The organism is Thalassospira sp. MCCC 1A03138 (genome assembly GCF_002115785.1).
In the GTDB taxonomy this organism is placed as follows: Bacteria; Pseudomonadota; Alphaproteobacteria; order Rhodospirillales; family Thalassospiraceae; genus Thalassospira.
The window spans coordinates 180,859-204,899 of record NZ_JFJY01000009.1 but is presented as its reverse complement, the minus strand read 5'-3'; the positions used below and the strand labels follow the sequence as shown (position 1 = coordinate 204,899).

Here is a 24,041-nt window from a genome sequence, read left to right as displayed (position 1 = left end):
ATTCCTAATCTGGGGGCCACAGGTTCGAATCGTCGGGCGCACCATTTTCTTTTGCTTTATTCTTCCGAACGCCCCGTACCCTCGCGATCCCGCTCATAGTGTTTCGCAAGTGGAAATTCCGGCAGCCAGTTTTCGCGGCGGATGGTCCAAAGCTCGTAGGTGGGCTTTAACTGATCGGGTGCGTCCAGTGCGCCCAGATTGACCTCGATCTCGTCCCCGCTATGTCCGAAAACCGATGATCCGCAGGTCGGGCAGAAATAACGCCCCTGATAATCCCGCACGTCACCTTCGACCGTTACCGCATCCTCGGGATAAACCGCAGACGCATGAAAAAGCGTGCCATGATGTTTCCGGCAATCAAGGCAATGACACAGGCCAACCCGGTACGGTTTTCCCGATGCCAAAAGTCGTACTTTGCCACACAGACAACCACCGGTGATTTTATCCATTGGTTTCTCCTTTGCTGCGGCCTGTTGCATTCAGGCGATGGACGAGTCTGATCCAAAATGTTCGATCAGCAATTCGGTCAAAGCGCGAACTTTCCGGTCGGGATGCTGTGATGGCGGGCGGACAACAAAAATGCCCGCAGGTGGAATGGGATAGCGTTGCATGACGGGAACCAGCGCGCCCGATTCAATATGATGACGTATCAAACCGTCAGGAAGACATGCGATACCAAGCCCGGCAAGTGCGGCGGCGACAAGTGCCGTTCCATTATCTGCCTTGAACCTGCCTTGCGGGCGAACGGTGATGGTCTTTTCACCATCCATTAGTTTCCACCCTTCGTTGCCTTTCAGAAGGGCCTGATGGGATTGTAGTTCTTCAGGTGTCTCGGGGGCGCCATGGGCCTTGATGTAATCGGGGCTGGCAACAACCGTTCCATAAAGCGGCCCGACACGTCGTGCGATCAGGTTGGAGTCCGCTAGGTGACCAAGTCGTATTGCACAATCAAATCCACCGGCGATCAGATCGACGAACTGATCGCTGTAACAGGTATGGATATGCATCAAGGGATAGCGCTGCGCCATTTGCGACAGTATCGGCGCGAAGTGATCGGGACCAAAGGAAAGCGGCAGTGAAACCCGCAGAAGACCGCACAGCTGACCGGTTGGCAGCAGGGTTTCTCTTGCTTCGTTGATTTCGGCCCAGGCTTTGGCCGCATGATCCCGGAAAACGACCCCGGCCTCGGTCAAAGAAGCCCCGCGTGTTGTGCGCGTCAGAAGCTGGATACCCAGTTCGGCTTCAAGCCGGATCAGCCGCCGACTGACGACAGATTTGGACACGCCCAGTCGCCGTGCGGCAGGTGAAACACCACCAGCATCAGCAACTTCTACAAAAGTCTGTAAATCATCTAAATCCAATTTAGCGTTCCTGATTTTGCGACACAGCGTAGCAAACTTGGTCGGTAGTGCAACCCTGACCGGTATGACAGTTTCGGCAGCGCAGCAACCGAAAAGAAGCCTTTCGGTAAACCATCTTCAAGATGTCAGCAAAGGATCATCATGACTTTTCGCAATGGCCTTGATTCACTTCTTCGCCCCGAAGATTCGGTACTCGTTCTTATCGATCACCAGCCCTATCAGCTTGCAAACCTGAACAGTCACGATCCCCATATGGTCATCAACAATACAGCAGGGTTGTCAAAAGTTGCCAAGGCGTTTGGTGTGCCAACCATTCTGACAACCGTGATTGCCGCCCAAGGCGGTCGTCTTTTCCCGCAGATTACCGATGTCTTCCCCGGGCAAGAAATCATTGATCGGACATTGATCAACTCCTGGCAGGATCAGAAAGTGGTCGATGCGGTCAAGGAAACCGGGCGCAAGCAGCTGATCATTGCCGGCCTTTGGACCGAAGTCTGTGTCGCGATGCCAACCATACAGGCCCTTGGCGAAGGCTGGGACGTGACTGTGGTGACCGATGCCTGTGGCGGTGTTTCGGTCGAGGCACATCAGGTCGCGATCCAGCGCATGATTGCTGCCGGGGCAAATATGATGACCTGGCTGGCCGTTGCATCCGAATGGCAACGCGACTGGGCCCGGGCCGAACATATTGTCGAGCTGGCAGAGATACTCAAGGACCACGCCGGCGCAAGCGGTAGTGCTTTCCTGTGGGAACAGCAATTGCTTAACACGCCGGTGACAGGCACCCGGGGCTGATCCGGGGCGGGGATGACGAATGCCCCCGCAAAGCTGGCTTTTGGCCTGTTTCGTCATCCCCACTTTTGCTTCCTCTGCCTGACCAGTGATCAGTTTAACGGGCATTACCGACGCATTGAACTTCATTCCGCTGGCCATCGATTGGCAGGACCACGCCCGCAGTCATGGCTGCAATCTGCCGAAATCGTGAAGGGGGTGCGCGCTACCCCATTCACCAAAAGCGGGCTTTGCCCAAACAGAAGCGCGTTTTTAACCAAGGAAAGGACCTGCCAGATGGCAAGCGAGAAAATCCGTAATCCCCATACCGACCAACTTCTGACACCACAAAATTCGGCCCTGATCGTCATTGATTATCAGCCGATCCAGGTATCTTCGATCCGTTCGATGCCCCGCGAAGAACTGGTCTTCAACATCACCAGTGTTGCCAAGGCCGCGGTCAATTACGACCTGCCGATCATTCATTCGACCGTCAATGTCGAAACCGGCCGTAACAAGCCACCGATTCAGGAACTTCAGGACGTGCTTGGGCATTTGCCGACCTATGATCGTACCTCGATCAACAGCTGGGAGGACACAGGGTTCAAGGAAGCCGTCAAGGAAATCGGGCGTCCCAAACTGATCATGACCGCCCTTTGGACCGAGGCATGCCTGACCTTCCCGGCACTTGATGCAATTCAGGAAGGCTACGAAGTTTACGTGCCGGTCGATGCGGTTGGCGGTACGTCGCTTGCTGCCCACGAAGCTGCACTTCGTCGTATGGAGCAGGCCGGGGTGAAGCTTATCAGCCGTGTGCAGATGTATTGCGAACTCCAGCGGGACTGGGCGCGCGAGGCAACGGTCCCCGGTTTCATGGGCGTTTTTGACAATTTTGACGGTTTCAACGTCGAAAAGGCGACCGAGAAATAAATAGGCCAAAGCGTCTGTTAAGGCATCTGTCAAAAACGGTTGGCACACGATGGCGGCGACCAGAAACCTGTTCGTCGCCATTCGATCAAGGAGAAAATCAGTAAATGAGCAACCTGTTTATCGTCGTCGGGCTGAAGGCCAAGGCGGGAAAAGAGGACGAACTGCGTCGCGATCTGGCGGAAATCGTCGAACCATCGCGCAAAGAAGACGGCAATATCCGCTATGATCTGTTTGAAGATCGGGACGAGCCCGGATGCTTTGTGTTCGTTGAAGAATGGGAGTCGATGGAAGCACGTAGCAAACATCACGAACAGGGTCCCCACATTCAGCACTTTCACGCTAATGGTGTGCGCAATGTCGAAAAAACGGAATTCGCACGCCTGTTAAAACGGGTCGTCTGAGACCACTTTGCCCCGTCCGAATGGTGGCAACAGGTGTGAAAGCATCGTGCATTTGACGTTGTTGCCACATCAACGACGTCAATATTCCGTCGGATAGCGCCTGGCTGCTTTCATCATTGCCTTCGCTGCCACCCGGTTCGGATATCGGAACGGGGGAATTGATGTTTCCCCTTTTGATGGAAAGCAGCAGATATCGCAGGCCACATCTGAAAGTTGTTCTTTTCCAAATGTATACCCGGCTTGAAAAGGTCTGCTGACCTGCACATATCCTTACATAACGGGCAAATCCGACAAGCCCTTTTATATGGCCGATCCGGCCGGGAGGTGTCAGGTGAAGAACTGGATTCGTCTTCCGAACAGCGAAGGCAATTGTGTTGCAGCGTCTAAGAATGCCGCAGGTTCAACAAATTCCCCATCCGTTACCGTTCATGAACGCGAAATAGGACGCAACGGGTTCCTTGGGCCATCGGCCCATATTTATCACAAACATCCCCCCGCAGGGTGGGCATCATTCGAAGGGCCACTTCGACCGCGTGCCTTTGATCTGAACAAACTTGCTGCCGGGCCGGATTGCCCCTTGCAGGCGCGCCGCATTCTGCATAATGCGGTGATGGAAGTCCGTTACTGGCGGCTGGATGGTAAAATGCATGCGCTGGCGCGTAACGCCGATGGTGATACGCTGGCCTTTGTTCACAATGGCAGCGGCGCGCTTTATTGCGATTACGGCCACATGCCCTATCGTGATGGGGATTACATCTTGCTGCCGCGCGGCACGGCCTGGCGGTTTGAGGCAACCGATCCGTCCGAATTCCTGTTTATCGAGGCCACTAACGATGCCTTTGGCCTGCCAAACGACACCCAGTCGGCAGGTCATCCGTCGATCAACCCTACCAGTTTCGAAGTGCCGCGACTTGATGACAGATTCCGTGCCCAGCAGGACGAAGCCTATTGGGAAATTCACATCAAGCGTCGCAATGCAATTTCGACCCTGACCTATCCCTATAATCCGCTGGATGCGGTGGGCTGGCAGGGCGACCTGAGTGTCGTAAGGTTGAACTGGCGCGACTTGCGACAGGACCGCCAACCGGGCCAGCCGGTGCCGCCCGCCGCGCACAGCACCTTTGTCGCCAACCGTTTTGCCGTTAGTACCTTTGTGCCTAAAATTGGCGAAGGGCAGTCCGGTACTTTGCGTGTGCCGTTTTATCATTCGAACGAGGATTACGACGAGTTCATCTTCTATCACCGGGGCGAGTTTTACAGCCGGGGCAATATCAAGCCCGGTATGGCTACCTTCCACCCCAGCGGTTTCCCGCATGGTCCGCATCCGTGTTCCTATCAGAAAACCATGATCAAGGTGCCGGTTGAAACCGACGAGGTGGCGGTGATGATCGACTGTGCCGAAATGGTCAATATCGATGAAAGCATCCCCGATGGCGCGGAATGGAAGGCTTATGTCAATACCTGGGAAAAGGCGAAGGAAACACTTTGATGTTCGATCTGACCCCGGACGCAGGGGCAAAAGTTGTTTTGGGGCGGGTTTCTGCACCTTTGCGGTTATTGAGCATTGATCTTCCGGCCTGTTTGACCTATCCGAAGCGTTAAGGGTTTCATCAGCTTGTCCCGGTAACCTGCAAGTTCGCAAAACCGGTTCCTTTGTCGTGGACTGACCTGCGCGTTAGTATAAGCTTGGCAGCGGTACGGATGGCGTGAGCTGAGAGCGCGAAAGGCCAAAAGCAGATGGACCGAAGAATAGATTAGTCGGGATGGGTTGATCAAAGCCGAGAATGACCAGACAGCAGCTTGCAAATAAAGGGGCAGGTAGTTCCCCCAAAATCGGTGCAGGGCAGCCCGATGCCTTGTCCTGTTTGCCCGCATCTTTTGCGTCGCGCGGCGTGCGGACACCATTCACGACCAAAAGCTTGCGCTATTCGCGCGTATTGATCGGCCAAAGCGGTCGCACGCTTGTCAGTCTTCCGGGGCTTTCGGGCGGGCTTGGCACCTATGAAATGCCACTTGAAACCCTGCGCGAGGTTTTTGATCTGTCGGTTCATGACCGGATGCTGTTTGACCGGTTGATCACACTTGAAAAATTCACCCCGGAACTGGTGCGCGAACATGCGCGCGCGGTGGCGGTGACCGGTGTTGGTGGTGTTGCGCTGGCCCGTGCCGGGATTACCGGCAACAAGGACGAAAAGGCCGCACGTGAACTGGGGCAACTGACGCTGCTCTATCAGGCGCTGCGCCAGCTTGGCGGTAATGACGTTCAGGACATGAAGCGTGAAGACCTGCTGACCATGGATGGTCAGATCAGGGCACGCAAGGCGCTGAACCGTTTTGCGACATCGACCGGTTTGGAAAATGATTCGATCATCGATACCCTGGGCGACTGGAGCATCCTGAGCGCGCCGGTAGGTCTTGCGATAGAGGGTTGCGAAGGGCCGCTGCGTCATTTGACCTTCGGCTTGCAGAAACTTGCTGGCGATGTCGAGGAATGGTCGATTTCCGAACAATCCGATTTCCGCTTTATGGCGACACGCGTGATCAATGCCGCCAGCGCCACCAAGGACCATGCCTTGCGGTTGCTGCGCAAGATTGATTTGTGGAACAATGAACTGGGCAAGGTCCTGCAAGACTGGGCCAAGGCCAAGGAAGATATGCAAAAGCATATTGACCGCTTGTGGTGGGTGCTTGACGGGTGGCAGGAGCTGATTGATCTGTGGCGGTCGCGTCCGCAACATGATCGGGTACGGCAGCGCGAGATTGTCGAGGAAATCGCAAGTTTCGCGCCGGTTCTGCCAATTGAGGCGCTAGAGAAAATTGAATATGAATTCTGGGTCGATGTGCGTGTTAACCAGATGCTGTGGGCGTCCGAGTTGCGCAAACTGGGAAGTGGTGAAATTGACGCCGACATGGTCGACCGGCTGGAGCGGTTCCGGAGGCAGTCGGCGTGAAGGTTGAAAATGCCGCAAATATGGGAGTGTCCCAGCTTGGTGATCTGTTTGAATCGCTGAGCAGTTCGGAAATTGCCCGCTTTACCCGCGCAATCGAAAGTGACCGCGCCGATCCCAAGCTGCCGCTGCCGCATGAACAGATTTTGCAAATCCTGCGCCCGCGTCTGGCGTCGCTGAAACCTGAACGCTATCCTACGCCGATGCGCCAGTTCTGCGATCCTTTCGAAGATCTGCTGACTTCGGCGCCACCGGTCGAGAAAAGTATCCGTATCAGCCGTTCATCACTGATGCCGATCTGGAAGGTGGTCGAGGCCACGGGCGGCCCTGAAATGACCAAGGCGATTGCCGATATCGAAAAGGCGGCGGCCAAACGTGATCAGGATATGCTTGAACAGGCAGAACGCCGGATGTGGAAGCTGGCGTCGGTGTGCATTGCGCGGGAGATCGAAAATTCGCTGAACGGGGTCAAGACGGAACGCGCCTTGGCAACGCGGCTTGGTTCGCGCAGCCATCTTCCCGCATTCGAGCAGATCGGCAAAATCCTGAATGTTGGCGAAGAAATCACTGCGATGCGCAAACGGTTCCCATCGGCTCCGATCAGAAGTCTGGGCACGGCCGATATCAGTTGGCTGCGCGACCGGTTTGTTGAAATTTCCGAAGAAAAACCGGGATACGAGCCGGTTTACCTTTTGGCTGTTCTGGCCCGGCTGCTGCGCCCGAGCGAACTTTTCAAGCTGATCCGCGTGCTATCAAGCAAGGCCGATGACCGAACGATTTCCAGCACCAATCTCGCGACCACCGGTGATCTGATCATTGATCTTCTGGCGGAAACCGTGATCGAGATCGAACAGGGGGTCGGTGCGGGCAAGGGCGAACATCACATCCTGTCGCTTGCGCGCTGGTATGCGTCGGAATTTACCCGCATCACGCGTGAATTTAACATCCGCAAGGATGGTCGCTGGGGCGAGAAGCTTCTGGAAACGCGTCGTCGGGTGTCCAAGGCGATGGCCAATACCATGTTTGGCGCCAGCCCTGATCGCATCATCGATGCCCTGCCACAGATCGAAACCAAGCAGGGCCCGGGTTCCGGCCGTCAGGGTGTGCGTCCGATTTTTGCTCAGCCGTTTGACGAGGAAAAGGTTCTGGCCGCCGAACAATCAGCCGAGGCGATTGCCGAAACCGCGCGCATTTCGCATGTTCTGGCCGCGCAAAGTTCGGCGACAAAGGCGGTGGTGGAGCTCAAGAAAAAGCTCAACCAGATCGGGCGTGCCGGGGTGGATGGCATGGGGCGGCTTGATGCCGACGAACTGGATAATGCCCAGCGCAACATGATGGCGATTGTCCGGCTGCTTGAAATCATCGATGGCCCCGAAGAAGCCGATCTTCTGCGCCGTCGCGGCATGAATGCGCTGCGTGCGCTTGAGGGCAGAAAGGCAAGTTGAGCCTGCCTTTTATTCTGTCAGTTCTTCCTGTTTTTTGCGCTGATCAAGCCAGGTCATGAAAGCCCGGATTTTTGGGTTGCGTGACCGGCCGATCGGGTTGGTGGCGTAGTAATGGAACGGGCTCGCGCGCGGCGGACCAAACGGTGCGACAATCCGGCCATTGGCCAATTCATCCTCAATCGCGAATGTCGGCAGCAACGCCACCCCAAGGCCTGCGATGGCGGCTTGCATCGCCATGGTGAAATGTTCGAACTTCGGACCGTTTTCCCCATCAATATCGGTAAGGTCACTGGCGGCCAGCCAGTCGCTCCATCCGCGGGGGCGGGTTGCTATGTGTAAAAGTGAATAATCACGAAGATTATTTGGTTTTGGTGAGTAATCCAGATTCTCGATCAGCTTCGGGCTGCAGATCGGGACCATTTCCTCGCCATGCAGCAAATGCGCATCCAGTCCCGGCCAGTTTCCATCGCCAAACAGCACCGCAATATCAATCTGCTCGCGGTCAAAATCGGGAATGCCGATGCGCGAAATGAAATTGATGACGATATCGGGATGGCGGCCGCGAAAATCGGGCAGCAACGGGATCAGGCAGCGTGACCCGAAAGTCGGCGGGGCGGCAATGGTCAGAACCCCGCCCTCGGCTCCGCCAGACAGGAATGTCAGGGTGGCGGTTTCCAGCTGATCCAGCGCCGGTCGGATTGCCTGCAAATAGCTTTCGCCTTCGACTGTCAGAACGAGGCGCTGCTTCTGGCGGGCAAACAGTTTACAACCCAGCCAGTCTTCAAGCCCCTGTATCTGGCGGCTGACGGCACTTTGCGTCAGGTAAAGCTCCTCGGCAGCGCGTGATGCGCTGCCAAATCGGGCGGTCTGTTCAAAGCAACTGAGTGCTTTCAGGCTCGGAATGCGGCGGCTCATGATCTGATTGCTCGAAATATGGCTATATTTGCGCTTTATCTGGGCTTCTTGTGGATAGTTTATGATTTTTATGCATAAACTATATCCGATTTATCATTTGCAAGCGCGTCTGCCAATGCCTAGCTTTAGCCTAGAAGCGATAAGCTTTCAGGGATGATGCCGTCTCGCCCTTCTATGGCGTCATCCCTGCTTTGGTTTTAAAAATTTCATAAGGGATCAGGACGATGGCAGGCCGCGCACCTTTTCACTGGGAAGACCCGCTGCTGATTGAAGATCAGCTGAGCGAAGAAGAACGCATGATCCGTGACGCGGCGCGCGCCTATTGTCAGGAAAACCTGCAGACCCGTGTTCTCGAAGCCAACCGGCACGAGATTTTCCATCGCGAAATCATGACCGAGATGGGCGAACTTGGCCTGCTTGGCCCAACCATCCCCGAAGAATACGGCGGACCGGGTGTCAACCATGTGGCCTATGGTCTTGTCGCGCGCGAAGTCGAACGCGTCGATAGCGGCTATCGTTCGGCGATGTCGGTTCAAAGCTCGCTTGTGATGCATCCGATCTATGCCTATGGCAGCGAGGAACAGCGCAAGAAATACCTTCCGAAACTGGCAACCGGTGAATGGGTTGGCTGTTTTGGTTTGACCGAGCCGGATCACGGGTCCGATCCGGGCGGCATGAAAACCCGTGCCCGCAAGGCCGACGGTGGTTTCACCCTGTCGGGATCGAAAATGTGGATCACCAACAGCCCGATCGCCGATGTATTTGTCGTCTGGGGTAAGGATGACGAAGGTGTCATTCGCGGTTTCATCCTTGAAAAAGGCATGAAGGGCCTGAGCGCGCCAAAGATCGAAGGCAAGTTTTCGCTGCGTGCGTCGATCACTGGCGAGATCGTGATGGATAACGTCTTTGTCCCGACGGAAAACATGCTGCCCAATGCCAAGGGCCTTGGCGGGCCGTTCGGTTGTCTGAACAAGGCACGTTACGGCATTGCATGGGGGGCGATGGGGGCTGCTGAATTCTGCTGGCATGCGGCACGTCAATATACCCTTGACCGCAAACAGTTCGGTCGTCCGCTGGCCGCCAATCAGCTGATCCAGCTGAAACTGGCGAACATGCAGACCGAAATCACCCTTGGTCTTCAGGGGGCGCTTCAACTGGGCCGTTTGCTGGATGCAGAAAAAGTCGCACCGGAAGCCATTTCCCTGATGAAGCGTAATAACTGTGGCAAGGCGCTTGATATCGCGCGTGTTGCCCGTGACATGCATGGCGGCAACGGCATTGCCGATGAATTCCATGTCATCCGCCATGTGATGAATCTTGAAGCGGTCAATACCTATGAAGGTACGCATGATGTGCATGCCCTGATCCTTGGCCGTGCCCAGACCGGCATTCAGGCGTTCAGCGCCGAGGGCTGAGGACTTCGATTACGGGCGGCACCGATCTTTGGTGTCGCCCTTTTTCCTTTTTGACGACGATCCCGGGATGGAATGATGACCAGCGCGCTTTCTGGACTTCGTGTGCTTGATCTTTCGCGTGTCTTGGCGGGGCCTTGGGCCAGTCAGACATTGGCCGATATGGGTGCCGAGGTGATCAAGATCGAACGTCCGGGTGCGGGCGACGACACGCGCGGTTGGGGCCCGCCCTATGCTAAGGACGTTACAGGTAACGATACCAGCGAGGCGGCCTATTACCTGTCGGCCAATCGCGGCAAAAAGTCGCTGACGATTGATATGACCAAGTTCGAGGGGCAGGAAATCCTGCATAAACTTGCCGCCGAATGCGACGTGGTGATCGAGAATTTCAAGGTCGGTGGCCTTGCCAAATACCGGCTGGATTATGCATCACTATCGGAAATCAATCCCAAGATCGTTTATTGTTCGATTACCGGCTTCGGGCAGGATGGCCCATACAAGGACCGGCCGGGTTATGATTTCATGATCCAGGCGATGGGCGGGCTTATGAGCATCACCGGTGCCCCGGATCAGGAATCGGGTGGGCAGCCGATGAAGGTCGGGGTGGCGGTTGCCGATATCTTTACCGGGCTTTATGCGACGATTGGTATTCTGGCAGCCCTGCGTCACCGTGATGCCACCGGCGAGGGACAGCATGTCGATCTGGCATTGCTGGATGTGCAGACCGCGATCCTTGCCAATCAGGCGATGAATTTCCTGACAACCGGGAAGGCTCCGGGGAGGCTTGGTAATGCGCATCCCAATATCGTGCCCTATGAAGCGTTCCCGACGGCGGATGGTTACATCATCCTTGCGGTCGGCAATGACAGCCAGTTCAGAAGCTTCTGCAATGTCGCGGGGATCGGGCATTTGCCCGATGACGCACGATATGCCACCAACCGGTCACGGGTGGCAAACCGCGAAACGCTGGTGCCGCAAATCCGTCAGGCGATGGTGATGAAAACCACCGACGACTGGATTGCCATTCTGGAAACGGCCAATGTGCCGTGTGGCCCTATCAATACGCTGGATCGGGTGTTTGATAACCCGCAGGTCAAACATCGCGATACGGTGCGGTACCTTGATCATCCGACGGCGGGCAAGGTGCCGACGGTTGCCAACCCGATCAAATTTTCCAAAACACCGATTGCCGGTGAAACCGCCCCGCCGATGCTGGGCCAGCATAGCGATGAAATCCTGCGCAAGGTTGCGGACCTTAGCGACGGGCAGATTGCCAAATTGCGCGAAGCCGGGATTATCTGATGCCACCTTCCTGCTTGGCAGAATGGCCGCCGATATGAAAAGGTATCGGCAGCAACATTCATTCAATGCAGGATATCGGACATGAAAATCGCGGTGATGGGCGCAGGGGCTGTTGGCTGTTATTACGGGGCGATGTTGGCGCGTGCCGGGCATGATGTCACCCTGATCGGGCGGCCTGCCCATGTTGATGCTGTCAATCGCGACGGACTGCTTTTGGAATTTGGCGGAACACAGCAGTATATCGAAATGAGCGCCAGTTCGGACGCCAGCGCGATTGCCGGTGCAGGTCTGGTTCTGTTCTGTGTCAAATCGACCGATACCAGCGATGCCGGGGCACAGATTAAGCCGTTTCTGACCCCTGATACCATCGTCATGAGTCTTCAGAACGGGGTTGATAATGCCGAACGGTTATCTGCCGTGATCGGCATGCCGGTGATCCCGACGGTGGTCTATGTCGCGACCAGCATGGAAGGGCCAGGTCATGTCAAACATCATGGCCGCGGCGAACTGGTAATCGGGCAGTCTGAGCAAAGCGACAAAGTTGCCGAAACGCTGCGCCCGGCGCATATCCCGGTCGAGATTTCGGATAATGCCGAAGGTGCGCTTTGGGCCAAGATGATCTTGAACTGTGCCTATAACGCGTTATCCGCAATATCGCAGATGCCCTATGGCCGTCTGGTTCAGGGGGAAGGCATTTGGGATGTCATGCGCAATGCGGTAGATGAATGCCTTGCTGTGGCCAAGGGATGCGGGGTGACGGTGCCCGGTGACGTCTGGGGTGCGATTGAAAAGATCGCCGAAACCATGCCGGGGCAATATTCATCCACCGCACAGGATCTGGCGCGGGGCAAAACCAGCGAGATCGATTTCCTGAACGGCTATATCGTGCGCAAGGGGGCGGAACTTGGCATTCCAACCCCCACCAATCTTGCCCTGCATGCAATGACCAAATTGCGCGAAAGCCGGGACTGATCCGGGCTTCGTAATTGGCCGGGGGCTATTCCCCCGGCTTGCTCTGTGCCTGAGCGGCTGTGATATCGGGTTTGGGAACGGGCACACCGAGCTTGTCCCCAAACATCACAATGGCGGCTGCCAACACGATCAGGAAGGCACCAAACAGGGAAACCGGTTCAGGCAACAGACCAAACACCGTAACATCCAGCAACAGCGCCCAGATCATTGCGGTATATTCGAAGGCCGCTAATGTCGAGGCCGGCGCACGTGCCAGTGCCTCTGTCATGAAGATATGGGCAAGACCGCCGGTCAACCCGGCCCCGATCAGCCACATCAGGATTTCAGGCGATGGATCGGCCCAGCCAAACGGCAGGGTCAGCAACCCGCCAAGCGAGCAGATCACGGCAAAATAAAATGCGATGGTGCCTGCGGATTCCGTGCTGGTCAGGGCCTTGATCTGCACCTTGGCAAAGGCGGTGGTGACCGCCATGGCAAGACCCGCCCCGATGCCAATCAGAACGCCGGTATCGATCCCCGGTGTCGAGAATGTTGGCCACAGCATCAGGAACACCCCGCCAAAACCGGCAAAGGTCGCGGCAAAGACGGCTATGCCCGGCTTTTCGCGCAACATGATCATCGCAACCGGTAGGACGAGAAGCGGGGCGAGAAAGCCAAGAGCCGTCGCAAGGGCAAGCGGCAGATAGGCCAGCGACAGGAACGAAAAGAACATCGACACAAGGCCGAAGGTGCTGCGTTTCAGGTGCCCGAACGGCCGGGCGGTGCGAAGGCCGCGCGGAAACTGGCGTCGCCACATCAGATACAGGATGATGGGGATCAAGGCGACAGAGCTTCGCCAGAACATGATTTGTCCGACCGGTGCCTCGAACGAGGCCAGACGGACAAACAAACTCATCACTGCAAACAGACCGGTGGCGGCAAGCCGCAAGCCGATCCCGGACCATACACTGCCCATTTCGGGATTACCCTGCATTTGGCGGGAAGGATGTCCCGCTTCCCAAGCAGTACCCTGAATAAGTCGTATGAAATACTGAGTTTTTTTCATATCAGGGTAGAGCGAAACTCAGTGGTCGATTTTAGGGATCGCGCGCAGTCGATACACCAATTTGTCAACTTTTCCTGCGGACCCGTCTGGATTCCTGCCTCCGCAGGAATGATGATTGTGAAGAGGGTAATTAGTGGCTTTTGCCATCGACATGATGCGGGGTCAGGCTGCGCGGGTCGACATCGTCAAGGCAGTTGACATTGATGGCGGCCATTTTGCTGCCGTCGGGCAGTTGGCCATAGGCAAAGCTTTGGATGCCGCAGGTTTTGCAGAACTGGTGACTGATCTTTTTATCGTTGAAAAGATATTCGGTCAGGTTCTGCCCGCCAGATTTCAGTATGAAATTATCGCGCGGGGTAAAGGCCAGAACCGATCCGAGTTTCTGGCAGCGTGAACAATTGCAGGTGATCGATTTATCCAGATCAAGCTTGTCGACGCGATAACGCACCGCACCGCACTGGCAGCCGCCATTGTATGATTTCTCGCTCATTTCATCTTCCTGCGTTACCGGAAATACCCACCCGGCGTTTTGCCAGTGGCCTTGCGAAACATCGCGATAAAGGCCGAGGTGCTTTCATAACCGAGATCAAGAGCGACCTCGGTGACCGGACGATGATGGGCCAGTTTTTCAAGCGCGTAAAGCAGACGCAGCTTTTGCCGCCACTCGCGAAACGGCATGCCGGTTTCGCGTTGAAACAGGCGGGCCAGCGTGCGTGACGATGCGCCGCAATCTCGCGACCATTCATCAAGGGTTCGGTTATCCGATGGATTGGCCTGCAATTGTTCGCAGATGCGCGCCAGGCGCGGGTCCTTGGGGGCAGGCAGATGCAGGTTATCGTCTCTGGGCGGTTTAAGCTGATCAAGCAGCACGCGGATCAGTCGACCATCCGAACCGGCTTCGTCATATTCAATCGGGATTTCGGTCGCAGCCCGGATCAGTTCGCGCAGAAGCGGGCTTACATCCAGCACCGTGCAGCGATCCGGCAAATCGACCAGGGCATTTTTATCGATATAGATATGGCGCGCACGGGTGAAGGTGGCGTGACTGACGGCATGTTCAACGCCTGGCGGCACCCAGACCGCGCGCTGGGGCGGGACGACCCAGATGCCGGCTTTGGTGGTGACGGTCATGGTGCCTTCGATGGCAAAAATCAGCTGATGCCAGTCGTGGCTGTGTGCGCCGATGCTGTATCCGGCGGGAAGGTCGCTCATGCGGACATAAACCGGACGCGGCAGATGATCGGGCCGGGGACGGGAATGTTGCGGATATTTCGGGATATCCCGTGATTCATCCATGAGAATGTCCTGTTTGCAATATATGATGGCAGATTATCGCAAGACAGACGTATGCCGCAACGCTAGTTTGAAGCTATTCCAACCAAACATATAAATGCACGCGCCCCGATTGCCACCGGTACCGTGCGGGGAGACAAAATGTCCAAGAAATTGCCACCGGAAACAAGCACCCATGCGGCGCCTATCGAGGTGCCGGGCAATCCCGATCTATCGGGTGCGGCTGTTGCGCATAAGGGATGGCGCAACCCGGAAGTGTTGCTGATTTTCATGGCAGCCGCGATGCCGTTGTCGTTTTCGACATGGATGGCGTTGTTAAACAATTTTTCGGTCGAGATAGCGGATTTTACCGGTCGCGAGATCGGGATTTTGCAGTCGTTGCGTGAAATTCCGGGTTTTATGGCCTTCACCGCGATTTTCGTCCTCATCATCCTGCGTGAACAGACCTTTGCCCTGATTTCGCTGCTGGTGTTGGGGATTGGGGTGGCGATTTCGGGTTATTTCCCGACCGTTGTCGGACTTTATTGCACCACGGTTCTGATGTCGATCGGGTTCCATTATTTTGAAACCATGCAGCAGGCATTGTCGTTGCAATGGGTGAAAAAGGACCGCACCGCGATGGTGATGGGCCGGCAGCTTTCGGCGAAGTCGTTATCGTCGCTGGTGATGTTTGGCATTGTCTGGGCGATGCTGGAACTTCTCGATGTCGAATATCGCTATGTCTATCTGTTTGGCGGGGCCTTGACGGTTATTGCCGCGCTGTTTGCCTGGATGGCGTTCCCGAAATTTGCCGATGCCCACCCGCAGACCAAGAAGCTGATCCTGCGTAAACGGTACTGGCTTTATTACGCCCTGACCTTCATGAGCGGGGCACGCCGCCAGATTTTCACCGTGTTTGCCGGGTTCCTGATGGTCGAGAAGTTTGGTTATGATGCCGCCACCATTACGCTTCTGTTCCTTCTGAACCATGCGATCAATATGGTGATGGCCCCCAAGATCGGGAAGCTGATCGGCAAGTGGGGCGAACGCAAGGCCCTGACATTTGAATATATAGGGTTGTTCATTGTATTTGTGTCTTATGCCTTTGTCGAAAGCGACAAGCTGGCCGGGGCGCTTTACGTGATTGATCATCTGTTCTTTGCGATGGCGATTGCGATCAAAACCTATTTCCAGAAAATCGCCGATCCGGCCGACATTTCATCCACGGCGGGTGTCAGCTTTACCATCAACCATATTGCCGCAGTGTTCATCCCGGTGGCGTTCGGGTTGTTGTGGCTGATTTCGCCGTCAGCGGTGTTTTTGGCCGGGGCGGCGATGGCGCTGGTGTCACTGGTTCTGGCGCTGAATGTGCCCGATGACCCGGAGCCGGGGAACGAGGTGGTTATGGGATATAAGTCCGATCAACCGATGCTGCGCCCGGCGGAGTAACAAAAGCCGCCTTAACTGGTGCAGAATTTCAATATGCCAAACGCCCGCGATCATCTTGCGGGCGTTTTCATTTGTGTTTGCCTTGCTATTTTCGCAAAATCTTCAAATCCTGACCAAACGAACAATCATAATGTCAGGCATGAGCATCGCTTCAACAGGGACCCTTTCACATGTCATATTTTCGTCTGGCCGGTCGTGCAGTTTTTGGTCGTGCAGTTGCGGGATCAGTCTTGTCACTGACGGTGGCGCTTGCCAGCGGTACAGCATTGGCCGATAGCACGCTATCGCTGCGCATTCTGGAAACCACTGATATCCATACGCATCTGGTCAATTACGATTATTATCGCGACAGTCCGTCGGATACGGTTGGGCTGGCCAAGGTTGCGACCCTGTTGAAAAATGCGCGCGGTGAGGCCGAAAACGTTGTTCTGATTGACAATGGTGACCTGATCCAGGGCAGCCCACTTGGCGATTACATGGCAAAGCGCCACGGCCTGAAAGAGGGTGAGGTGCATCCGGTTTACAAGGCGATGAACCTGTTGGGCTATGACGCAGCCAATATCGGCAATCATGAATTCAACTATGGCCTAGATTTCCTGGGTAAAAGCCTTTCGGGTGCCAAGTTCCCCTATGTCAGTGCCAATGTGTTTGCCGATGACGGCGATAATGATGCCGAAAATGACAAACCGTATTTCCAGCCCTATGTAATCCTTGATCGTGAATTTAGCGATGGCGACGGCAAAAAGCACAAGGCGAAGGTCGGCGTGATCGGGTTCGTCCCGCCGCAGATCATGCAATGGGACAAGGCCAATCTGGAAGGCAATGTCGTGACCAAGGACATTGTCGAGATGGCTAGAAAATACGTGCCGGAAATGCGCGAAAAGGGCGCGGACATCGTGATTGCGGTGCCGCATTCGGGGCTGTCGACACTGGCACGTGAAGGTATGGAAGAAAACGCCACCTATTATCTGAGCCAAGTTGACGGCATTGATGCCATCCTGTTTGGCCATGCGCACACGGTATTCCCGTCTGATACCTATGCCGATATTGATGGGGTTGATCTTGCCAAGGGCACGATCAATGGTGTGGCCGCTGTCATGCCGGGCTTCTGGGGCAGCCACCTTGGCGTGATTGACCTGACGCTTTCGGTCAATGATGCCGGGGAATGGAAGGTGACCGACAGCCTGTCGGAAGCACGTCCGATTTATCACCGCGAAGGCCGTGATATCACCCCGCTGGTCGATGCCGACCCGGAAGTGATCGAGGCGGTGAAAGAAGAGCATGAGGCGACCATTGCCTATATGCGCGAGGGGGTTGGTACGACGGCCACCCCGATCAACAGCTTCTTTGCGCTGGTGGCCGATGATCCGTCGATCCAGATTGTGACCAATGCCCAGAAATGGTATCTGGAACGTATCCTGAAGGGATCGGAATATGACGGGATGCCGATCCTGTCGGCGGGTGCACCGTTCAAGGCCGGCGGCCGTGGCGGCCCGGAATATTTCACTGACATCCCCGAAGGCAAGATCGCATTAAAGAACGTTGCCGATCTTTATATCTATCCCAATACATTGCGGGCGGTGCTGCTTGATGGTGCGCAGGTCCGTGAATGGTTGGAAATGTCGGCCGTACAGTTCAATCAGATTGACCCGAACAGCCGGGAAGAGCAGCCGCTGATCAACGAGACATTCCCGACCTATAACTTTGATGTCATTGATGGGGTCAATTACCAGATCGATGTAACCCAACCGGCCCGATACAACGCATCGGGTGAGGTGGTAAACAAGGATGCGCATCGCATCATCAATCTGACCTATGATGGCAAGCCGGTTGCCGACGATCAGAAATTCGTCGTTGCGACCAATAATTACCGTGCTGGCGGCGGGGGCAATTTCCCGGGACTTGACGGATCAAGCATCATCATCGAAGCACCCGATGAAAACCGTACGGTTTTGGCGAACTATATCCTTGAGGAAAAGGAAATCGATCCCAAGGCCGATGGCAACTGGAGCCTAGCCCCCATCGGGGAGGCATCCAAGGTGACGTTTGTCACCAGTCCCAAAGCATCCTCGGCAATGAACGCACCCGACAATATCAGCTTTGTCGGCGAGGACGAAAACGGCTTTGCCCAATATGTCCTTCAGTCGAAATAGGACTGGACGCGAAACAGAAAAAGCCGCCCATCGGAAGAGGGCGGCTTTTTAATTGGGCTTGCGCGAAGACCGTGAAGGTCAGCGACAGCCAGACTGTTACTTTTTGGGACCGTGAGACATATGCGGCGCATTGGGGCGACCAGGAACGTTCCGCGGGCCGTCTTCGCGAGGGTTCTTGCCGTTCAGATATGCCGCCGCGCAATGTTCGTCGCAGTAAGGTTTGCTCGGCACAGATTTCTTGCCGCAGAAATGGAAGTCTTCATCGCCCGGATCACCGAACGGCCAGCGGCACATACCGGCACCGAGATCAAAGATGCTGATGCCTTTGCTCTGCACTTTCGGGGTCGGTGCCTTTTTCGGCTCGCTCTCTTCGGCGCGGCGCTGGATCGGGGAGGGGCGCTTGGGCAGGCCAAGGCGGTGTGCCTTGCCAACGACGGCGTTTTTGCCAACGCCCAGTTCTTCACCGATGCGTGCTGTGGTCCAGCCCTGATTCCAGAGCGAGGTCAGCAGTTCAATCTTTTCCGGCGTCCAGCTCATTTCGAGTATATTCCGTGTTTCTTTGTCTGCCCGGTGGAAAATCCATAGGCAGGTGCTTATTGTCCGAAGTCAAACAGGGATACAGACGTATCCGCTAATATCACGCGGCGCAAGGGTCTTAGCCATTTTGGACCAATCGGGACCAGTTTGACGACCGGGTTGCTGCACGCGGAAAGATGCGCAATTTGCATGACAGCGCGTCAATGTAAAGGGGAGATCGTCATTTGACATGGTTTTTCGTTTCAGTCGCGGTGTTTATGGCGGGGCATATCGTGCCCGGTCTTCTGCGTGGTGCGATCACGGCAAGGATCGGTCACACGGCATATGTTGTAACGTTTTCGGTCACGTCGCTGTTCCTGCTGGGATGGGTGATTTATGAGGTACGTCATGCGGACTTCATCACGCTGTGGCCCTACGAAATCTGGCAAAATCACGTCACGCTGACCTTTATGCTGCCTGCCTGCATTTTGTGGGCCGCAGCGATTATTCAACCCTGTCCGCTGTCGATTGGACGAAAAAAAGGATTTGATCCGGCACGACCGGGGATCAACCGTTTGACCCGTCATCCGCTGCTTTTGGGCATGATGTTGTGGGGACTTGGGCATATCGTGCCCAATGGTGATCTGGTGGCTTTCATGTTCTTTGGCGGGGCGACGGTTTTTGCCATTGCCGGGTTCTGGCGGATGGAACAAATCCGCGCCCGCCACATGGACGTGGCCGAATACAAGGCAATCCTTGACGGGACTCGACGGTTTGACGTCGCGGGGCTTGCCAAAGGCGCGCTTGGCTGGCGCGATATTGGGCTGGGAATTCTGCTGTATGTCGTGTTCCTTTGGGCGCATCCCTATGTCATCGGGGTTGATCCATCGGCGGTAATCGGCGGCTGAACCACCGTCGACCGCATTTTGCGGTTGTGAGGTTTGATGCAGAAAACCTTGCCGCAACGCTTGAAGTTCCAAGGTTTCATTGGAATACTGGTTCGCAGAATGTCCATCCTGGACAGGTTATTTCTGTGAGGTGTTATGACGTCTCCTGAACTTGCGACCAATCTTGCCCGTTTCGCCGAGATGGAAGGCCGCCACCCCAGACTGCTTCTGGCGACGGCATCGTCGGCGGAAGAACCCCATCACAAGCATGTCGCGACCCTGTTTGCCGATGGCGGGTTTGACGTTGATATCGCCCCGAAAAATTCCGACGCACAATCGATTGCCCGTCAGGCGGTTGATTGCGATGCCGATATTCTGGTTCTGATCCGCTTGTCACTGACGGCTGAAGACCGGGTGGGGGTTGCCGATGTGATATCGTCGCTGGCCGCTCTTGATGCGGAATATATCAAATTCGGCATTGTCGGGAAAACCGATGACCCGGCGCGTGACAATGTTGATTTCGTCTTTGATCTTGAACATCTGGGAACGGATGATTGCGAGGCGCTGGTCGGTTACATCCTTGAGATTGAAGAAGACCGGGTCGCGCAACATATATAAGGCATTGCGATATTGCCTGCAGGCCGCAGGCAATGATTTTGAAACCCTTTGGGTGCATGATGGTTGCCTTGTGATGCGGGCAACCAAACCATAGCGGGAACGATTGATGGGAATGCTAAAGGAGACGCTGCTGCGCGTTTTCGTTGGAAAACGCGGACGGGAGGCCCTTAAGGCCTATAGCGATTCACAGTCCCTTCAACTCAATGATCCCGAGCTGGCAGCACGCAGTGCTGCCCAGGCCAAACAGGCACGCCGGATCGAAGACCGCGCGATGGCCTATCAGGAAAGTGGCATGTCCTTTGAGGAGGCCCGCGCTCAGGCCTTGGCCGAGACCCTGACAGAACAGTCGGATAATCCGCAGGCCGCAATCCTTAAGGCGCTTGAAGCCGCCGACGCCAAGATCGGCAAAAAGAAAAGCCGGATGCCAAGTGCAGCCGACGATGCGCGCGCCAAACTGATTTCCGAAGCATTGGTTGCCATCCGCAACAAGCAGGAAGATCTGGACAAGCTTGATCCGGAATTGCGCGCCAAATTGACCCTGATGGCGGTTGGGGCGCTTATGGGCGGTCCGCCGACCAAACAGTAAGTTTCGGGTGTTTTTGCGCGGGACAAATCAACAAATCCCTATCGGAAAATATTGCGATGCAGCCCGGTGGTCAGCTGGCTGTAATCCGGTTCATTGTCGGCGGTCAGGAAGCCGTGGCGAATCAGGAAATCGATGATCACCAGCGCGCAATTGAATTTGAAATCAAAACTGCTGCGTACGATTTCGGCGACGTCGGCCAAAGGCATCAATTCAAACTGTTCGACTTCGCCGTCCGCACATCGCGGCACGAAATCGGCGGGCAATTCCAGATCATAATTGACCATGACATCGGGCTTTAGCCCTTCGGTGGTTTCGTAAAGATAGGAAACGGTACCGACCGGTTTCAAATTTCTGGAGAGGTTTTCGGGGATGGCGGCTTCTTCGGCACATTCCTTGATCATGTTTTCAAGAAAACCAAGTCCGGTCGGCTGGCCGCCTGCAACCATATTGTCAAGCATGCCCGGATAGGTCGGTTTGTCCTTGGCGCGGTGGGCAATCCACATATGGATGCCTTCATCTTTTTGCACATAGCCGTTCATATGCACACCCCAGGACCGGAACCCGAAATAGGGCATGGCGGACCGATCCAACTGACATAGGGGATCGTGACCCAGTGTCGGGCGAATATCGAACCGTTCGCCATGCAGGCGGCGGATGACGCCCTGATCGCAAAGCGCCTTGGTGGCGGTATCGAGCGAACGGTTGCGATCATCAAGGGTTACGATATGCGGTGCAAAGCAGTACTCCCCATTTTCGTCGCGGGAAAAATCCGGGCCAAGTGCTGACAGGGCGGTGGCGAAGTCCGGACGCAAGGCACCCAGAGACATTCCATCAATGCGGAAGGGCACATAGCGCGATGGATTGGCGTTGTTGCAGGCTTTGATATGGTCAAGATAGGTCAAGATGGGCTCCGTCGGTTGGGGCGCACTGCAACACGATCATGTTGCAGTGCCGCGACCCAGACAGACTAAGCGTCCAAGGCCTAAGCGCCAAGGGCAGAGTTGGAATAACCCTTTTCCGATGTCAGAACCGTATTCACATGCACGATCTGACGCAGGCACCGGGCGATATGTTCGGCAACCTTGGTTTCCAGTTGCTGAATCTGGATATCGATCTGCAATTCGCTGAAACCGGCATGGCCGTCGGCGACGGTGGAATGCCAGCTGGCGGGGACAAGATTGCGTTTGGAAAACAGTTCAAGAACACGCGGCATCACATCGGGTTCTGCGGCGGCGTGAACGGCGAAACAATAAACGGATTTGGTCGGCTGCGCGCTTTCAAGCGGCGCGAGAAAGGCATGATCGGTCATGACAATGCACACACATTTTCATTGTATCCAAAAGGCGAAAAGACACGTCCCGGGGTCCTCAGACCACCGGGCTGGTAATTCGCGTAATGGCAACGATGAAAAGGCGGCGGTTGTTCATGAAGATGTTCTTGAACGTTCGGGGCCGTTATCCCGGATGGCTAACGGCCGATTAAATGACGAAGCGCGTTACAAAAAAGATCAGAGGATCAGAAGCGATGCAATCAGAGCCAGAATGGTACCAGCAAACAGGATTTCCATCGAACGGGCAATCTGCTGTTCACGGGCAACGGCGATAGCAACGGCTTTGCGCTTATTCATCATTTTTACTCCGTCTTATGACAGGTATCTTTAAATGCACCGTATGGCGCACTGTTGAAATATATGCAGGCATATGGTCCCGATACAAGTGCTGTCCTCTTAAAAACGTCAAAAAACTTTCAACCTGATGGAAAAAGACAGCTTTTCTGTACCTGTTTTGGTCATAAATAACCAAAGGTTGATGGTGCGGCGCATAAAAAACGCGAGAATCGGAATCCGCACGCGGCTCAGTTACTGCCGATTCCCGCGATATTGGCATGCTGTGCTGCGATACCCGTCGGCAATGTCTATGTTATCCGCAGCGTTATCGGTGGCGTTGTCAGCGAATGGTAAGCTCGGTGATGCCGATTTCCCTAGATGGTTGGCCGGGGCGGGTAAAGGTGACTTCACCGCGATAGGCACCTGCGGGCCAGCGATCACCGGGGCGGTTGATATTGACGTAAAACCACTTGGCGCGCGGGCCGTTATCGTTTTCGACATTGATGGTGAAATCGCGGTGTCCGCCAATGCCGTTCGGGCCATCCATGCTTAGTCGGATGATATCGCCGTTGCTGGCCCCGATCAGATAGGCCCAGAAAAACAGTCCGGGGCTGGAAGCGGGCAGTTCACTGCTTTTACCATAGCCGCGCTTGATGTCGGTGGCATTGGGTTTGGCAGATGAAAAGCCCGATGCATAAAGGGTCACCGCCCGATAGGACATCTGTTCCTTGGCGGCATCGGTCCACAGCACCGCATTATTGGCATTGCAATCCTGCGGGGTGACAGCCCCCATCGTGGTGCCACTGAACGGGTCGACCAGCTGGTTATCCTTGCGCAGGTTGAAATGCAGATGCGGGAAGGTGGCCTGCCCGGACATGCCGATCAGCCCGATTGTCTGGCCGCGTTCGACCGTGTCGCCTTTTTTAACCGCCAGTGATCCGCGGCGCAGATGGCAATACTGGCTTTGCCAGCCATCTTCGTGGTTGATCAGAATGCCGTTACCGCATTCAATCCCCTTAAGCGAATCGCCGACCAAACGGCCAGCGTCGATATCCTCGACCCCGTCACGGGTGGCAATCACCGTGCCGGCGGCAACCGCGTTGACCGCGACCCCGCCAATCATGGTGGCCTCGTCGGGAATGGAAAAATCGGTGCCGCGATGACCTTCATAGGTGGTGGTGCCACACGCAAAATCACGGATTTCGGGGCCGGGATCATGGTCGACATAATGGACCACATCACACTGGCCATAGGGGCAATCGACGGGCAGATCAAAGGGCGGGCCATCCGCACGGGCGATGGTCGCGAACGGCACGAGGATCAGGACCCCGAATAAACCTGCCGCAATACGTCCTGTCGCCTGCCCCATCAAATCCTCCTGCCGGTGCCCTGTGTCGTTGGTTTTGAAACCGCTTTTGACAGGACTGCTTCGTCACACATCCTTCATCTAAC

At 55.5% G+C, this 24,041-nt stretch carries 25 protein-coding genes; 14 read left to right on the top strand and 11 right to left on the bottom strand.

Features of this window, described 5'->3' with window-relative positions; genetic code table 11:
• Positions 1-56 precede the first annotated feature (56 nt).
• A complete protein-coding gene (locus tag TH468_RS17995) occupies positions 57-449 on the bottom strand; it encodes a GFA family protein (RefSeq protein ID WP_085645942.1) in 393 nt (130 codons plus the stop codon).
• A 30-nt stretch (positions 450-479) separates the two neighbouring features.
• A complete protein-coding gene (locus TH468_RS17990; RefSeq protein WP_085645921.1) occupies positions 480-1,361 on the bottom strand; it encodes a LysR family transcriptional regulator in 882 nt (293 codons plus the stop codon).
• A 141-nt stretch (positions 1,362-1,502) separates the two neighbouring features.
• Here TH468_RS17990 and TH468_RS17985 point away from each other — a divergent pair, with 141 nt between their 5' ends.
• The 6 genes from TH468_RS17985 to TH468_RS17960 all read left to right on the top strand — a co-directional run bounded on the left by TH468_RS17985 (position 1,503) and on the right by TH468_RS17960 (position 7,856).
• Positions 1,503-2,156, top strand: coding sequence for a hydrolase (locus TH468_RS17985; RefSeq protein WP_085645920.1), 654 nt, complete (start codon positions 1,503-1,505; stop codon positions 2,154-2,156).
• Positions 2,157-2,429: 273 nt separating this feature from the next.
• Entirely contained in the window at positions 2,430-3,062 is a 633-nt protein-coding gene (locus tag TH468_RS17980; protein ID WP_085645919.1) for a hydrolase, read from the top strand.
• A gap of 104 nt (positions 3,063-3,166) precedes the next feature.
• Complete coding sequence (locus tag TH468_RS17975; RefSeq protein WP_085645918.1) at positions 3,167-3,463, top strand: putative quinol monooxygenase; 297 nt, start codon at positions 3,167-3,169, stop codon at positions 3,461-3,463.
• A gap of 331 nt (positions 3,464-3,794) precedes the next feature.
• Positions 3,795-4,952 carry a homogentisate 1,2-dioxygenase gene (locus tag TH468_RS17970; protein WP_139834756.1) on the top strand — a complete coding sequence of 386 codons (1,158 nt, stop codon included), beginning with the start codon at positions 3,795-3,797 and terminating at the stop codon, positions 4,950-4,952.
• A 295-nt stretch (positions 4,953-5,247) separates the two neighbouring features.
• Positions 5,248-6,414, top strand: coding sequence for a hypothetical protein (locus tag TH468_RS17965; RefSeq protein WP_085645916.1), 1,167 nt, complete (start codon positions 5,248-5,250; stop codon positions 6,412-6,414).
• On the top strand, positions 6,411-7,856 hold the full coding sequence (locus TH468_RS17960; protein WP_085645915.1) for a hypothetical protein: 1,446 nt from the start codon (positions 6,411-6,413) through the stop codon (positions 7,854-7,856). Before TH468_RS17965 ends, TH468_RS17960 begins: the two co-directional genes overlap by 4 nt.
• 9 nt (positions 7,857-7,865) lie before the next feature.
• Here TH468_RS17960 and gcvA read toward each other — a convergent pair whose 3' ends face one another.
• The gene (gene gcvA, locus TH468_RS17955) at positions 7,866-8,771 is read right to left on the bottom strand and encodes a transcriptional regulator GcvA (protein ID WP_085645914.1); all 906 of its coding nucleotides are present in this window, start codon (positions 8,769-8,771) and stop codon (positions 7,866-7,868) included.
• A gap of 224 nt (positions 8,772-8,995) precedes the next feature.
• Between gcvA and TH468_RS17950 the strand changes: the two genes are divergently transcribed.
• The 3 genes from TH468_RS17950 to TH468_RS17940 all read left to right on the top strand — a co-directional run bounded on the left by TH468_RS17950 (position 8,996) and on the right by TH468_RS17940 (position 12,457).
• The gene (locus tag TH468_RS17950; protein ID WP_085645913.1) at positions 8,996-10,186 is read left to right on the top strand and encodes an acyl-CoA dehydrogenase; all 1,191 of its coding nucleotides are present in this window, start codon (positions 8,996-8,998) and stop codon (positions 10,184-10,186) included.
• 75 nt (positions 10,187-10,261) lie between these two features.
• Positions 10,262-11,485 carry a CaiB/BaiF CoA-transferase family protein gene (locus TH468_RS17945; RefSeq protein ID WP_085645941.1) on the top strand — a complete coding sequence of 408 codons (1,224 nt, stop codon included), beginning with the start codon at positions 10,262-10,264 and terminating at the stop codon, positions 11,483-11,485.
• 81 nt (positions 11,486-11,566) lie between these two features.
• Positions 11,567-12,457, top strand: coding sequence for a ketopantoate reductase family protein (locus tag TH468_RS17940; protein WP_085645912.1), 891 nt, complete (start codon positions 11,567-11,569; stop codon positions 12,455-12,457).
• Positions 12,458-12,482: 25 nt separating this feature from the next.
• Here the strand turns inward: TH468_RS17940 and TH468_RS17935 are convergent, their stop codons facing one another.
• From TH468_RS17935 to TH468_RS17925, 3 genes are all read right to left on the bottom strand, one after another.
• Complete coding sequence (locus TH468_RS17935; protein ID WP_246832378.1) at positions 12,483-13,412, bottom strand: DMT family transporter; 930 nt, start codon at positions 13,410-13,412, stop codon at positions 12,483-12,485.
• Positions 13,413-13,632: 220 nt separating this feature from the next.
• Positions 13,633-13,992: a GFA family protein gene (locus TH468_RS17930; RefSeq protein ID WP_085645910.1), complete on the bottom strand. Its 360-nt coding sequence runs from the start codon at positions 13,990-13,992 to the stop codon at positions 13,633-13,635.
• A gap of 14 nt (positions 13,993-14,006) precedes the next feature.
• A complete protein-coding gene (locus TH468_RS17925) occupies positions 14,007-14,798 on the bottom strand; it encodes a helix-turn-helix domain-containing protein (RefSeq protein WP_085645909.1) in 792 nt (263 codons plus the stop codon).
• Positions 14,799-14,936: 138 nt separating this feature from the next.
• Here TH468_RS17925 and TH468_RS17920 point away from each other — a divergent pair, with 138 nt between their 5' ends.
• Together TH468_RS17920 and TH468_RS17915 are read left to right on the top strand one after the other, a co-directional pair.
• On the top strand, positions 14,937-16,223 hold the full coding sequence (locus tag TH468_RS17920; protein ID WP_139834755.1) for an MFS transporter: 1,287 nt from the start codon (positions 14,937-14,939) through the stop codon (positions 16,221-16,223).
• Between the two features lie 170 nt (positions 16,224-16,393).
• Positions 16,394-18,376, top strand: coding sequence for a bifunctional 2',3'-cyclic-nucleotide 2'-phosphodiesterase/3'-nucleotidase (locus TH468_RS17915; RefSeq protein WP_085645908.1), 1,983 nt, complete (start codon positions 16,394-16,396; stop codon positions 18,374-18,376).
• A gap of 96 nt (positions 18,377-18,472) precedes the next feature.
• Here TH468_RS17915 and TH468_RS17910 read toward each other — a convergent pair whose 3' ends face one another.
• Positions 18,473-18,913 carry a GcrA family cell cycle regulator gene (locus tag TH468_RS17910; RefSeq protein WP_007090171.1) on the bottom strand — a complete coding sequence of 147 codons (441 nt, stop codon included), beginning with the start codon at positions 18,911-18,913 and terminating at the stop codon, positions 18,473-18,475.
• Positions 18,914-19,137: 224 nt separating this feature from the next.
• On the opposite strand from TH468_RS17910, the gene TH468_RS17905 reads away from it, so the two are divergent.
• The 3 genes from TH468_RS17905 (at position 19,138) to TH468_RS17895 (ending at position 20,983) form a co-directional block, all read left to right on the top strand.
• Positions 19,138-19,800, top strand: coding sequence for an NnrU family protein (locus TH468_RS17905; RefSeq protein WP_085645907.1), 663 nt, complete (start codon positions 19,138-19,140; stop codon positions 19,798-19,800).
• A 135-nt stretch (positions 19,801-19,935) separates the two neighbouring features.
• Positions 19,936-20,397 carry a hypothetical protein gene (locus TH468_RS17900; protein WP_007090169.1) on the top strand — a complete coding sequence of 154 codons (462 nt, stop codon included), beginning with the start codon at positions 19,936-19,938 and terminating at the stop codon, positions 20,395-20,397.
• A gap of 106 nt (positions 20,398-20,503) precedes the next feature.
• Complete coding sequence (locus TH468_RS17895; protein WP_085645906.1) at positions 20,504-20,983, top strand: hypothetical protein; 480 nt, start codon at positions 20,504-20,506, stop codon at positions 20,981-20,983.
• A 38-nt stretch (positions 20,984-21,021) separates the two neighbouring features.
• Here TH468_RS17895 and TH468_RS17890 read toward each other — a convergent pair whose 3' ends face one another.
• The 4 genes from TH468_RS17890 to TH468_RS17880 all read right to left on the bottom strand — a co-directional run bounded on the left by TH468_RS17890 (position 21,022) and on the right by TH468_RS17880 (position 23,958).
• The gene (locus TH468_RS17890) at positions 21,022-21,885 is read right to left on the bottom strand and encodes an NUDIX hydrolase family protein (protein WP_085645905.1); all 864 of its coding nucleotides are present in this window, start codon (positions 21,883-21,885) and stop codon (positions 21,022-21,024) included.
• Positions 21,886-21,965: 80 nt separating this feature from the next.
• Positions 21,966-22,292: a hypothetical protein gene (locus TH468_RS17885; protein WP_062948496.1), complete on the bottom strand. Its 327-nt coding sequence runs from the start codon at positions 22,290-22,292 to the stop codon at positions 21,966-21,968.
• Positions 22,293-22,490: 198 nt separating this feature from the next.
• Complete coding sequence (locus tag TH468_RS21975; RefSeq protein WP_256376265.1) at positions 22,491-22,613, bottom strand: hypothetical protein; 123 nt, start codon at positions 22,611-22,613, stop codon at positions 22,491-22,493.
• A 316-nt stretch (positions 22,614-22,929) separates the two neighbouring features.
• On the bottom strand, positions 22,930-23,958 hold the full coding sequence (locus TH468_RS17880) for a M23 family metallopeptidase (protein WP_085645904.1): 1,029 nt from the start codon (positions 23,956-23,958) through the stop codon (positions 22,930-22,932).
• Positions 23,959-24,041: the final 83 nt, after the last annotated feature.